The 12,959-nt window shown below is 34.2% G+C and carries 11 protein-coding genes; 9 read left to right on the top strand and 2 right to left on the bottom strand.

All coding sequences use genetic code 11. The annotated features are described in order from the left end of the window. Nucleotides 1–87: 87 nt before the first annotated feature. The 3 genes from HM987_RS07170 (at nt 88) to HM987_RS07160 (ending at nt 3,039) form a co-directional block, all read left to right on the top strand. The gene (locus HM987_RS07170; RefSeq protein WP_179006545.1) at nt 88–345 is read left to right on the top strand and encodes a hypothetical protein; all 258 of its coding nucleotides are present in this window, start codon (nt 88–90) and stop codon (nt 343–345) included. Nucleotides 346–1,307: 962 nt separating this feature from the next. Next, a complete protein-coding gene (locus tag HM987_RS07165; protein WP_179006544.1) occupies nt 1,308–1,772 on the top strand; it encodes a hypothetical protein in 465 nt (154 codons plus the stop codon). Between the two features lie 148 nt (nt 1,773–1,920). Then, the gene (locus HM987_RS07160; protein WP_179006543.1) at nt 1,921–3,039 is read left to right on the top strand and encodes a Gfo/Idh/MocA family protein; all 1,119 of its coding nucleotides are present in this window, start codon (nt 1,921–1,923) and stop codon (nt 3,037–3,039) included. A gap of 236 nt (nt 3,040–3,275) precedes the next feature. Here HM987_RS07160 and HM987_RS19745 read toward each other — a convergent pair whose 3' ends face one another. Then, nucleotides 3,276–3,377, bottom strand: coding sequence for a helix-turn-helix transcriptional regulator (locus HM987_RS19745; protein ID WP_370622842.1), 102 nt, complete (start codon nt 3,375–3,377; stop codon nt 3,276–3,278). A 456-nt stretch (nt 3,378–3,833) separates the two neighbouring features. On the opposite strand from HM987_RS19745, the gene HM987_RS07150 reads away from it, so the two are divergent. The 5 genes from HM987_RS07150 to HM987_RS07130 all read left to right on the top strand — a co-directional run bounded on the left by HM987_RS07150 (nt 3,834) and on the right by HM987_RS07130 (nt 11,082). Further along, nucleotides 3,834–4,220, top strand: coding sequence for a hypothetical protein (locus HM987_RS07150; RefSeq protein ID WP_179006542.1), 387 nt, complete (start codon nt 3,834–3,836; stop codon nt 4,218–4,220). A 36-nt stretch (nt 4,221–4,256) separates the two neighbouring features. After that, the gene (locus HM987_RS07145; RefSeq protein WP_179006541.1) at nt 4,257–5,480 is read left to right on the top strand and encodes a DUF4272 domain-containing protein; all 1,224 of its coding nucleotides are present in this window, start codon (nt 4,257–4,259) and stop codon (nt 5,478–5,480) included. A gap of 104 nt (nt 5,481–5,584) precedes the next feature. Continuing rightward, nucleotides 5,585–8,104, top strand: coding sequence for a PIG-L family deacetylase (locus HM987_RS07140; RefSeq protein WP_179006539.1), 2,520 nt, complete (start codon nt 5,585–5,587; stop codon nt 8,102–8,104). 186 nt (nt 8,105–8,290) lie between these two features. Beyond that, nucleotides 8,291–10,105 (top strand): sodium:solute symporter, encoded by a 1,815-nt coding sequence (locus HM987_RS07135; RefSeq protein WP_179006537.1) that lies wholly within the window; start codon nt 8,291–8,293, stop codon nt 10,103–10,105. Then, complete coding sequence (locus tag HM987_RS07130) at nt 10,105–11,082, top strand: Gfo/Idh/MocA family protein (protein ID WP_179006535.1); 978 nt, start codon at nt 10,105–10,107, stop codon at nt 11,080–11,082. The genes HM987_RS07135 and HM987_RS07130 overlap by 1 nt, the downstream gene beginning before the upstream one ends. 79 nt (nt 11,083–11,161) lie before the next feature. On the opposite strand, the gene HM987_RS07125 is transcribed toward HM987_RS07130, so the two are convergent. Next, on the bottom strand, nt 11,162–12,007 hold the full coding sequence (locus HM987_RS07125; protein WP_179006533.1) for a DUF2911 domain-containing protein: 846 nt from the start codon (nt 12,005–12,007) through the stop codon (nt 11,162–11,164). A 279-nt stretch (nt 12,008–12,286) separates the two neighbouring features. Between HM987_RS07125 and HM987_RS07120 the strand changes: the two genes are divergently transcribed. Then, on the top strand, nt 12,287–12,943 hold the full coding sequence (locus tag HM987_RS07120) for a TetR family transcriptional regulator C-terminal domain-containing protein (protein ID WP_179006531.1): 657 nt from the start codon (nt 12,287–12,289) through the stop codon (nt 12,941–12,943). The last annotated feature ends 16 nt before the right edge of the window (nt 12,944–12,959 follow it).

Here is a 12,959-nt window from a genome sequence, read left to right as displayed (position 1 = left end):
ATTTGCTAAATTAGCGCCAAAGCAAGGCAACTAATCTTATACATCAACGTTGTGCTTCATGCCTGAAAAATGAGATAAAAGTTTATTATGGAAGTTAATATAGCATACTATCGTAAAAAAGACTGGCAAAAATTCTTAAAAATTATTGACGATAGGGATCGAATGCATGACTTTTGGGAAGATTGGCACAAATCATACTTAGAGGCAAAACGTAGTTTAACTTCCAACGGGATGATTGTCAATGATCATGTGGTCGATTTGGATAAGTTAAAAACATACTGTAAGACTAGAGGTCTAAAAATTGACGGAAAAGCCCGGTCACAATTCGTTTCTAACATAAAATGAACAAATTGCATTGGTTAGTGCCTATTTGGAAAATTCCTTCATAATTTTCTCTGGCAAGTATTTGTTTACTAATTTAGTTGCTGAACCAAGCAACAAAGCAACTACAAACAGGTTGGCTTTCATTGCGGAACGAATTCTAAACAGAATGAAAACGAAAGTAAGCAAGAGGAATACTTTGTGTTATTTAGCATTATTAGTTAGCATTATTCTTTTGATAAAAAGTATTAGTGAACTGGATTTTGAAAATTTAAGTAATGGTCCATTTTCTGGAATAATATCATATACTTTTTTCACCTTAGTCTTTATAAGATTAATTAAAGAACAAATTGAAAAACTGAATTCTCACTCAAATTCGAATTAAAAATCACGCCAGTCTTTTTAGCTTGTTAATGAAACCTGAATTGAAAATCCATTAGATGCGGAATTGACAAATTCAGTTATTGAACTTTTTAAAAAAGATAATATTTCGAATACCGAAATCTGGACTTACTATAAAAGGCAAGTTTTATATGGAACAAGTGCGCATTGTGGTGTTGTCTTTTTGGAAACGAAACAGCGAAGAGTATTTAATTCATTTAAAAAATGGAGTTCACGAATTGGAAATATGATGAAATTGCAAATTATTGACAAACAATATTGTATATAAAAATAGCGCAAGTCGTTGCTAACACAAAGACTTGGGCATTCTTGGAAAGTCGTCAAATTTTTAAATTTGACGATTTACCAAAAAAAATAAATAGTATCCCGAAGCGTCGGGATAAAAATTCGGCTCGTGCTCAATCTAAACGTTATCGCTAATTGGCACGCCACAAATCATATACAAAACCGTCCAGCAAGTACTTCGTATAAGAGTCAACTAAACCCAATTTCTCAATATGATAACATTTCTCTTTTTTCACTCAACAGAACTCCACAGTTGCATAGACGCTGTGATTAATTATTGAATATGCAAAACACAAGCAATGAACAAAAATTTTACAACCAAAGAAAGGAAAAAAATATTCGATAAAATCTTTAAAGAAAAAATCGTTCCTTTATTCAACGAACATGGCTTTAACTTACATACTAAAACTTCGAAAAGATTATTTAAAAATTTAGGGAATAAACTCTCTGTTTTCGTTTTTATTGAATATAAAAGTCGTTTTGAATCTTACGGTATTTCTATTGCATACTTTGACGAAGAAGTTGGAAATGTTTATGACGACAATTACTTAGCCTTGGTAAATGGTATGAATTTAAGCTTTAGTGGACAGAATTCGGAGGAACTCAACGTATCAGTTGATGATTGGATGATAAAACTAAAATTAACTGTCTTCCCATTTATTGAAAACCATTCTACGCATAAATCAATATTAGAATCTGATCAATTTTATATTTCTAAAACACGAGCTAGCAAAGTTTTAGAACGTTTAAAAGATAACCAATAAGACGCCTAAAATTAAAATAATTCATAACTGAGGCTTCAAACGAGAGTTTTTAAGTGTTCTGCTCATAAATAATTCTAGTAAAATTGATGTCCTTGATTTAATGACATAAATACAGTAATTTAGAGCATGTGCAATTTAACTTCGTGATATGAACAGACGTCCTTTTATAAAAAAATTATTTCAAACAACTGGCGGAATTTACCTAGCCTCACAGTCATCCCTCCTTTTTGGCAACAATTCAAATCGTAATGATGAAAAATTAGGAATAGCACTTGTTGGATTAGGAAGTTATTCTAAAGGACAATTAGCACCAGCTCTTTTAGAAACTAAACATTGTTATTTGGCTGGTATTGTAACCGGTACAAAAGAAAAAGAATCTATTTGGGCCGAAAAATACAATATCAAAAAAGAAAACATCTATAATTACGATGACATCATCCATAATGATGATATCGATATTATTTATGTGGTTTTACCAAATAGTATGCATGCCGAGTTTACTATAAGAGCCGCCAATGCAGGGAAACATGTTATATGCGAAAAACCAATGGCTACATCTGTTGAAGATTGTAAAAAAATGATTGCAGCCTGCAAAAAAGCTAATAAAATGCTTTCAATCGGCTATCGTTTACATTTTGATCCCTATCATGATAAAATCATGCGTATTGGACAAAACAAAGTTTATGGACCAATGGATGTGGAAGCCGAATTTTCATTCATGCTAAAAGACCCAAATAGCTGGCGTACTAAAAAAAGTTTAGCTGGTGGTGGCCCTTTGATGGATTTGGGCATTTATGCACTACAGGCATCGATTTATTCCTTTGGAGAACTACCAACGTCAGTATCGGCTACAAACACCACAAAAGACAGTGAATTCTTTAAGGATATTGAAGGCAGTCTTGATTGGGAATTGACATTCCCTTCAGGAAAGGCTAATTGTACAACCAGCTATGAAAAATCAATCACAGCAAGGCTAACCCACAATTTAGACAACGAAGGTCAAGTAAAACTGCAAAATGCATTCTACTATAACGGTATTAAAGGTACAACACCAGATGGTGACATCTCCTTTAAACCTGTAAATCAACAAGCGTTACAAATGGATGCTTTTGCTCTAAATATCTTGAAAAACACACCAACTTTGGTTCCTGGTGAAATGGGGCTGCGCGATAATTACCTCATTGAAAAAATATATGAATCTGCGGAAAATAATGGAAAAGTAATAGAGTTAAATGACGTCCCTAATATTTTAGATATTAGAAAGTAAATTTACAGGTGAAATTGATATTTTATAGAATAGTTATGTAATAATTTAGAAACTATTTGAGTTAAAAAATTGTTTTATTTTAATTCATAAATCAAGGGTTAGTGACCATCACTTTGAATTCTTCAAACATATCAATCCCAATCCGATTCTTCCAACTCAAACAACTCGTCAACTTTGATATTAAAAATTGATGCAATTTTAAAAACTAAAGCTGTAGATGGAACAAAACGCCCTTTCTAAATAGCATGAATAGTTGGACGTGTAACATTTACTTTTTCCGCTAATGCAGCTTGTGACAAATCATTTCTTGCCCGTTCTACTTTTATAAGGTTTTTCATTCTTTGAATTTTAGAATAGAGAAACTTACGAAAGCAATCGCAAGACAAGACAGCACAAACCAATAAGATGAAGTCCAATTTTACCTTGAAAAAAAAATTAAAATGAAAAAATGAATTGAGCAAGAAAATAACGGTTTTCAACAAGACATGTATTATCAATTACTAGCACTAGCCTACTTACACAAATCCATACGGATTTCTATTCGGTTTTTATTTGCTATTTTACGCACTCAATCACGCGACCAGTCATAAAAAGGTTAGCAAACATTTAAAATGAAGCACACCGAATTTAACGAAACCTACTTTAATGAGGCTGACAAAACTTTACGAAAACACGGATTTTGGAGGCAAAATAGTCATTACATAAAACAGAATGAGACCGAATTTTTTATAATTTATAAGAATACCAAAAGGAATTTATTTCTTGGGTTTACATTTGTTTTCTGTCACACATTTATGAAAAACCTTGACGGAGAATATCCAGACAAAATTATGATTCCGCAAATTTCACCATTTGTATTCAATCCAACTGAATTGCAATATTTAATTAAGAATAAAAAAGGCATAAATGATTACGAATATGATTATGAAAAAATAACTGGCATTACAGACCATAACACAATTCCACTTGAATTTGATAATTTAACCAAAGAACAAGCTCTGGAACATATTCGACCGATTTTGGATATAGCAATTGATGATGGTCTGAACTTCTTAAAAGCGCTTAAACCTGAATTCACATTATATCAGCTCAAAGAATTTGGCAAAGATTTATGGATAGAACAGCATTGGATTTCAGATATAGAAAAACATATCTCGGAAATAAATAATGATTTTATATAAGAAACGTTACGAACAAACAAAATTTTTACAAGAATAATGATTTGCACACTATATGCTCACCAATTAGGTTTTGATAAAATTGTTCAAATTTTAAAAAGCAACATTCCTAAAGGACAATTTAACTTTTCTGAACTTGATGGTTTCAACATTGTTGAAATCAAAACAAAAGGAAGTTTTTTCTCTTCAGATATAAAACTAAAAGTTTCTTACAGAGAAAGAATTCAACCTAGTTATCAAATTAGCGAAAAAGAAGATTGTCCTTTTAATGAGAATCTTAAAGGACTTTATGGCTTTGTCACTTCACTTCCTTCAAACAATGAAAAAATAAAAAGTTTGTTTTTACATAAGATTCAAACTTTAAATTCTGAATGCTCTATTTTTCAAGAGAAGGGAACTACAAAAAACCTAGGAGATATAATTTTTAAATTAGCAAATGCTTTCGATGCTATTATTTTTGCACAACCAAATACAGTCATCTCTAAATCGGAAAACCAACATTTTTTGGACAAAAACCTAGACTTAATTATCGACCCAAATGGAAATTGTGAAATTGACGAGTTAAGCGTTTCTATTGATGCAAAATACTATGATACCAACTCTATAGAAATTACCGAAGACCAAAAATCAAGAAAAACTGAAAGTGAGATTATTTTAAAGAAACACAACGTAAAAATCAATAATAACCTTCCTTATATCGAAAGTGAGAACGACATCACAATAAGAACGGCAAAGGAAATTGCAGAACGCGTTACTGTGTTGACCATTACCAATCTCGTCGCTTTTAGTAATATTTCAGGCGAAGAAGCCATAGATATGCTGAATAAATTCAATTTAATGGATTTGGTTACACCAAATGAAAAATCTTTTTTAGAAAATCCGACCGACCAACAAAAGAGTCAAGAAACTTGGAAATGCGAAGGCATTTGGACATTAATGTGGGCTTTAAAAATAGTTGACGACCTTGGATTTCCAAATGAAATGGCAGACTTAAATAACATACCTCTCAAAAAATATCCAATAGGCAAAGATAAAGACCCAAACGATTTTATTAACGCCCAAAAAACCGTTAGAACTAAATCAGATCTTCTTAATGTCAACGATTTATATTACCGTTTGGATTGGGCTTGTGTTGATGCAAGATTAAATAACAGACAAATCACCGAAGTAAATAGCGGTGTAGTTTATGAACGACACTACGCTCTAAATTGGCTTATAAATTACATGAATGCAGATTGGGACGACGTGACCTGTGATACCTAAGGTTTAAAGGCATTTTACATAAACCCAACCGTTAAACTAAACCTAAAAAAAGACAAAAAACAACCAACTTTCCTATATTTGAAGCACAACTAACTATTTTCCACATGCACCACATGAGACTCTGTCTTCTGCTTTTTATAAGCTCCATACTTTCAATACCAGCTCAACAACCAAAAAAATACAATGCTTCAGAGATTTATGAAGCGGTTCAAAAACTCAATGTTTTGGGTTCGGTTCTTTACATTGCCGCACATCCTGATGATGAAAACACACGACTCATTTCTTACATGTCCAACGAAGTCAAAGCACGTACCGCCTATTTATCCCTAACACGTGGCGATGGTGGCCAAAACCTTATTGGCCCAGAAATCAGGGAACTTTTAGGGGTGATAAGAACACAGGAATTATTAGCTGCAAGACGTGTCGATGGTGGCGAACAACGTTTCACGAGAGCCAACGATTTTGGGTATTCAAAACATCCTGACGAAACTTTAGAAATTTGGAATAAAGACGAGGTACTTTCAGATGTCGTTTGGGCCATCCGAGAATTTAAACCCGATGTCATAATCAACCGTTTTGACCATAGAAGAGCTGGAGAAACCCATGGCCATCACACAGCTTCTGCGATGTTGAGTTTAGAAGCTTTTGATTTGGCCAATGATTCTTCAAAATATCCCTCACAGTTAGAATTTACCCAAACATGGCAACCAAAACGCTTGTTTTACAACACCTCTTGGTGGCGCTATGGAAGTCAAGAGGAATTCGATAAACTGGATAAAAGTAACATGCTTAATTTTGATATTGGCGAATATTACCCAAGCAAAGGCATGTCTAACAATGAAGTCGCTTCTTTAGCCAGTAGCCAACATTTAAGTCAAGGTTTTGGACGTTTATCACAACGTGGTTCCCAACAAGAATATATTGAGTTTTTAAAAGGCGAACCTTTGGATGACAACAACGATATATTTTATGGTATTGATACGTCTTGGGATCGTGTTGAAGGTGGAAAAGCTATCGGAACTATTTTGAAATCCGTTGAGAAAAATTTCAACTTTAAAAATCCAGCATCACATTTACCACAACTTTTAGAAGCTTATAAATTACTTCAAAATATTAAAGATGAGCATTGGAAAACCGTAAAAACAAATGAATTAAAAACCATCATTGAAGCCTGCGCAGGTTTGTATTTGGAAGTTTCCGCCAAAAGTCCAAATGCCGCTCCAAACTCTGAGGTTACTTTAGACATGGAAGTTTTAAACCGAAGCGAAGCGAACATTGATTTGGTATCTTATCAATTACCTACATTAAAAAGTGGCATTTCGAAAAACATGACCTTACCGTCTAACCAAAAGTTAAATTTTGAAGAAGCTATTACAATTCCAAATAACAGCAATTATACTACTCCGTATTGGTTAAATAAGCAGAGTACTTTAGGCATGTACAGCGTAAAAGACCAAAAATTGATAGGCCTGCCTGAAACACCAAGAGCCGTTTTTGTAGATTTTAATTTAATGATTGAAGGCACACCAATCAACATTAGAAAACCAGTCATCCATCGCTATTCGAAACCAGAAAAAGGCGAATTATACCGTCCTTTTGAAATTATACCTGTGGTTTCGGCTCGTCTAAGTGATGCCGTTTATATTTTTGAAAACGACCAACAAAAAGAAATCGAAGTGACCGTAAAAGCTGGCAAAGATATCATTGAAGGTTATGTACAAATGGCTTACCCTAAGGATTGGGAAGTCTATCCTGAAAAGCAAAAAATTGAAATTGTTAATAAAGGTGATGTCCAAAAGGTGGTTTTTACGGTGATTCCGCCAAAAAATCAGAGTGAAGGTTTAATTACACCCATGGTAAATATTAATGGCGAATTTTATACTGACGAACTCATAGAAATCGATTATGCACATATTCCATTCCAAACAGTTTTAATGCCTAGTGAAAGCAAAGTGGTACGATTGGATATCGAAAAAAGAGGTACTAATATTGGTTATATAGAAGGCGCAGGCGATGTGGTCCCTGAAAGTTTAAGACAAATTGGCTATAACGTTACTATCATCAAACCTGAACAGATTCTACCTGAAAATCTCTCAAATTTCGATGCAATTGTGGTTGGCATAAGAGCTTACAATATTGTGGATGACTTGAAATTCAAGCAAAAATTCTTGTTGGATTATGTGAATGATGGTGGAAATTTAATCGTTCAATACAATACCAGTCGTGGAATCAAAGTGGATAATATAGCACCTTATAATTTAGAGTTATCTCGAGATCGAGTTACAGACGAAAATGCCGAAATAAAAATCTTGGAACCGAATCATCCGATTTTAAATTTTCCGAATAAAATTACCAATGCTGATTTTGAAGGTTGGGTACAGGAACGCGGTTTGTATTTTCCAGATAATTGGTCTGAAGAATTTACGCCATTATTAGCTTCAAACGACCAAGGGGAGTCTTCAAAAAAAGGCGGTTTGTTGGTAGCGAAATACGGAAAAGGAAATTATATTTATACAGGATTAAGTTTTTTTAGAGAATTTCCTGCTGGAGTGTCAGGTGCTTACAGATTATTTACTAACTTACTATCCGCAGAAAAAGCCGATAAACGGTCATTCAAAAATTGACCTTTTATTCACTAACTACTTAAAATAACCGACAACAACTAACTAAAAGCTAACAACATGCATAACCAAAACCAAGAACAACCAAAACAAAAATGGAGTAAAATGTACACGGCAGTTTTAATCGCCAATGCACTTTATATTGTGTTGTTTTACTTTATAACAGCCTCATTTGACTAAAAAAATATAATGCCTCAAACTTTAGATTGGATTGACTGGACGGTTTTGATTGCTACTTTAGCCACAATTGTTGGTTATGGTACTTGGAAAACCAGAGGTCAAAAAAATGCCGAAGATTACATAAAAGGTGGAAACACCACACCATGGTGGACCATTGGGCTTTCTGTAATGGCAACCCAAGCTAGTGCCATCACATTCCTTTCTACTACAGGTCAAGCATTTTCTGATGGTATGGGATTTGTCCAATTTTATTTTGGAATTCCAATTGCCATGGTCATTATCTGCTTGGTATTTATTCCACTTTACCATCGGCTTAAAGTTTACACGGCTTACGAGTTTCTCGAAAATCGATTCGATCTCAAAACCCGAAGTTTAACCGCTATTCTCTTTTTAATCCAACGTGGCTTAGCTGCAGGAATTACCATTTTTGCACCTGCAATTATCCTATCAGTGGTTTTAGGATGGAATATCGTTACCTTAAATATTATTATAGGTGTTTTAGTCATTATCTACACCGTTTCTGGTGGTACCAAAGCCGTTACAGTGACACAAAAGCAACAAATGTTTGTAATTTTTGCAGGAATGGTAGCCGCTTTGATTATCATTATCAACTTAATTCCTGAAGAAGTTTCTTTTAAGAATGCTATTGATATTGCTGGTGCAACTGGCAAAATGCAGGTCTTGGATTTTTCGTTTGATTTAGAAAACAGATATACCGTTTGGACAGGTCTAATAGGTGGAACGTTCTTAATGCTTTCCTATTTTGGCACGGACCAAAGCCAAGTACAGCGTTACCTTTCCGGGAAATCAGTGAAGGAAATGCAAATGGGACTAATGTTCAATGGTATGCTTAAAGTGCCCATGCAATTTTTCATATTACTCGTTGGTGTCATGGTCTTTGTTTTTTATCAATTTAATCCTTCGCCTTTAAATTTTATCGATAAATCCACAGAGACCGTTTTAGCCTCTGACTATGGAGAAGACTACAGAGCGCTTCAAGCACAACAAGCAGAACTTTTTGATTTAAAAAATGAAGTTTCCTTACAATTGTCCAAATCCGAAGGCGATGATAAATCGTCGAGAAAACGATTGGCAGCTTTAAATATATTAGAAAAATCCTATCGTTTACGTTCTAAATTTTTGATTAAAAAAGCGATTGACCCAGATTATGCAACGGCTTATGATAAGCTTCAAACCGAAGTCAATAATTTAGAATCCAACCCAGAAAGCGAAGCTTACAACGAAAAGTTCGCCGAGTTAGATGCTTTATACAACGACGCAGCAAAAGACACACAGACCAATGACAGGGATTACATGTTTATTCGGTTCATACTAAACCATCTTCCTATTGGATTGATTGGTTTACTTCTAGCCGTTATTCTATCGGCATCCATGTCGTCAACAGCCTCTGAAATCAATGCATTGGCTACCATAACATCCATGGATTTATACGGCAGAAATCTTAAAGAAGATAAAGGTGAGGACCATATGGTGAAGATGACGAAATGGTTCACCTTGGGTTGGGGAATAGTAGCTATAATTATTGCGTGTTTTGCAGATTTAGCGGAGAATTTAATCCAACTAGTAAATATTATAGGTTCTATTTTTTACGGCAATGTTTTGGGTATATTTTTACTCGCTTTCTTCTTTAAATATATCAAAGGAAATGCCGTATTTACCGGAGCATTAATAACACAAGCCATTGTGGTAATTGGCTGGTGGTTAGAATGGATGCCTTATTTATGGCTGAATTTGTTTGGGTGCATTCTTGTTATTCTTATCGCTCATATGCTGCAACCTTTATTACCTAAAAAAACAATATAATGAATTCTAAAATGATTAATTGGGGCATTATTGGAGCTGGTAAAATAGCTTCAAAATTTGCTACAGATTTGAATACAATTCCTAATTGTAATTTGTTTGGTATCGCTTCAAGAAGCTTGGAAAAAGCAGAGGATTTTGCAAATGAATTTGATGCGGACAAAGCTTTCGGAAGCTATGAAGCCTTAGCTTCAGATCCAAATATTGACGCTATTTACATTGCAACACCGCATAGTTTCCATAAGACCCACAGCATTTTATGTCTAAACCATAAGAAAGCGGTATTGTGCGAAAAGCCATTTGCTATGGATTTGGATGAAGTGGATGAGATGATTAAGGTTTCCAAAGCAAACAACACGCTCTTAATGGAAGCCTTATGGACAGCTTTTCTGCCACATTTTCAATATGTGGAAAATCTACTTAACGAAAATCATTTTGGCAAAATTATAAAACTTGAAGCCGATTTTGGGTTTTTTACTCCTTATGATGAAAGCTCTAGGCTTTTCGACAAATCCGTTGGTGGTGGCAGCTTGTTGGATATCGGAATTTATCCTGTGTTTGCTGCGCGTTCCACCTTAGGAAAACCTAACAAGATTGAAGCTGATGCAACATTTTTTAAATCTGGAGCGGATTCAGAATGCAACATGGTTTTTCAGTATGAAATCGCGAAGGCCATTTTAAAAAGTACTTTATTGGGAAAAACGAATACAGAAGCCATTTTTCATTGCGAAAACGGTACCATAAAAATCAACGGTCAGTTTCACCAACCTTCAACGGTTACCTTAATTGATGAACATGGTAATTCAGAATTAAAGGATTTCAACTACAGCACCATTGGTTATAGTTATGAAATTGAACATTTTAATCAATTATTGCGTGATGGCAAAATCGAGAGTGATATCATGACGTTCGAAAGAAGCCGGCAACTTATTAAAACTTTAGATGAGATCAGAAGCTTAATTGGTCTAAACTATCAATAAAAAAAACGCAACTCATTTAAGTTGCGTTTTTTGTCTTGATTCTAAATTCTAGAAGCGAAGCGCTCTTAGTTCTAAATGATTATTTCGCTCCCCATTCTTTTAAAGAGTCTTTGTTCATTTTTACATAATCAGCATTTCCTTCTTCCTCTGCCTTAGCAAGCGATTTTTTGGCAGTCGCAATGGCATTTTTAGTATCTCCCATTTTGGCATATAATAAAGATTGTTGTCTTAGTTGCCAAAATCTTGGTTCTTTAACCATAGACATGGCTTTGTCCATCCATTCTTTAGCTTTGTCCAAATCCTTATCAGCATTCATATAATATACAGCAGAAGCATAATAGTCATTAGCTGAAGGACCAGCCATCGTTTTTTCAATAGCAGAAGTTACTGCTTTATCAGTCGGAACCTCAAATTTTACAGCCGCATAAGTATCAGCCCACATCATACCTAAATGAGCGGAATCATTAGTTAAATCATCAATACTAATAGTCCATGTTTCAACATTTGCAGGAATTTCCATGACGTCAACAGTGGCTTTGGCAGCAACTTTAGAGTCATCCCAATTTTGCGGTGTTCCCCAATTTTCAGTATCCGAATAAAAATAAACATCCCAGGTTTTCTCTGAAGGTTTAATAAATACAGCGTAAGAACCTGCTTTCAATTCGTTCCCTCCTACAGTAACTGGATTGCTGAAAGTAACAATGGTATTTTTATTAGCTCCTGCTCTCCACATTTTATCGTAGGGCACTAAATTTCCAAAAACTTCTCTACCACGCATGCTTGGTCGAGAGTATTCTAACGTTACATCTGTTAACCCTACTTTTTGCTCAACCTTGGTAAAAGGACTAGGTGCAGGTGTTTCAATTTGTGCATTTACCGAAAACATTAATGTTAAGGCAAAAGTAAATAGTACTAGTTTTTTCATTTTTATAGTGTTTATAGTTGTTTTTATTGTTGTAAAATTACGACTAAAGCGACCCTTTAAATGTTAAGGAATACTTAAAAAGACGATCTACCTCATTAGCGATCAAAATAGATGATGGCAGGTATAAAACCTATCATAAACTTCCTAACTAAGTTGTTAGGATAATTTCAATCACATCAAATCAGTTACAACCAATAAATTCTTGTTAATTTTTGTTTAACTATAATTAATATAAGTTAAACATTTTGTATCTTTCCTTCAAATTAAAAACAATTAGTAATGGCTAAGAAAAAAGCAATCAAACAGTCCGATCTTATAGATTTTTACATGGATTATATTCTGACACATAACCATAAACCAAAATCGGTGTATGCATTTGCAAAAGACAATAATTTTGAGGAGCAAAAATTTTATGAGTTTTATGGCACTTTCGAAGCATTGGAGCAATCCATTTTTAAAATTTTCTTTGATCATACGATAGCGGCTTTAGAGAAGAGTGACGATTACCATTCTTTTGATGCCAGAAATAAGATGTTAAGTTTTTATTATACATTTTTCGAGATTTTAACTGCTAACAGAAGTTATGTTGTCCATGTTTTGGACGCTGACAAAAACAAAATGGAATCCTTAAAAGTGTTAAAGCACTTAAAGAAAAGTTTCACCAATTACGTCGGAATGTTAGGTATAGAGACTATCGATTTGAAACAAGAGCAACTGGAGAAGTTCCAGAAACGCACCTTAAAAGAATCCGCTTGGCTTCAGTTATTGGTCACTATGAAATTTTGGTTGGATGACACCTCTGCTTCTTTTGAAAAGACAGATATTTTTATCGAGAAATCCCTTAAAACAGGTTTTGATTTAATAGACACCACACCTATAAAAAGCATCATAGATTTTGGTAAATTTTTGTACAAGGAAAAAATGCACTTTAACTAAACACATACTGAAGCTC

Source organism: Winogradskyella forsetii (assembly GCF_013394595.1).
Classification (GTDB): Bacteria; Bacteroidota; Bacteroidia; order Flavobacteriales; family Flavobacteriaceae; genus Winogradskyella; species Winogradskyella forsetii.
This window is presented reverse-complemented; position numbering and strand designations above follow the sequence as displayed.

Coding starts and splice junctions, on each gene's coding strand:
- HM987_RS07160 (WP_179006543.1), top strand. CDS start 1,921: ATGAACAGACGTCCTTTTATAAAAAAATTATTTCAAACAACTGGCGGA.
- HM987_RS07140 (WP_179006539.1), top strand. CDS start 5,585: ATGCACCACATGAGACTCTGTCTTCTGCTTTTTATAAGCTCCATACTT.
- HM987_RS07165 (WP_179006544.1), top strand. CDS start 1,308: ATGAACAAAAATTTTACAACCAAAGAAAGGAAAAAAATATTCGATAAA.
- HM987_RS07145 (WP_179006541.1), top strand. CDS start 4,257: ATGATTTGCACACTATATGCTCACCAATTAGGTTTTGATAAAATTGTT.
- HM987_RS19745 (WP_370622842.1), bottom strand. CDS start 3,377: ATGAAAAACCTTATAAAAGTAGAACGGGCAAGAAATGATTTGTCACAA.
- HM987_RS07125 (WP_179006533.1), bottom strand. CDS start 12,007: ATGAAAAAACTAGTACTATTTACTTTTGCCTTAACATTAATGTTTTCG.
- HM987_RS07170 (WP_179006545.1), top strand. CDS start 88: ATGGAAGTTAATATAGCATACTATCGTAAAAAAGACTGGCAAAAATTC.
- HM987_RS07120 (WP_179006531.1), top strand. CDS start 12,287: ATGGCTAAGAAAAAAGCAATCAAACAGTCCGATCTTATAGATTTTTAC.
- HM987_RS07130 (WP_179006535.1), top strand. CDS start 10,105: ATGAATTCTAAAATGATTAATTGGGGCATTATTGGAGCTGGTAAAATA.
- HM987_RS07135 (WP_179006537.1), top strand. CDS start 8,291: ATGCCTCAAACTTTAGATTGGATTGACTGGACGGTTTTGATTGCTACT.
- HM987_RS07150 (WP_179006542.1), top strand. CDS start 3,834: ATGAAAAACCTTGACGGAGAATATCCAGACAAAATTATGATTCCGCAA.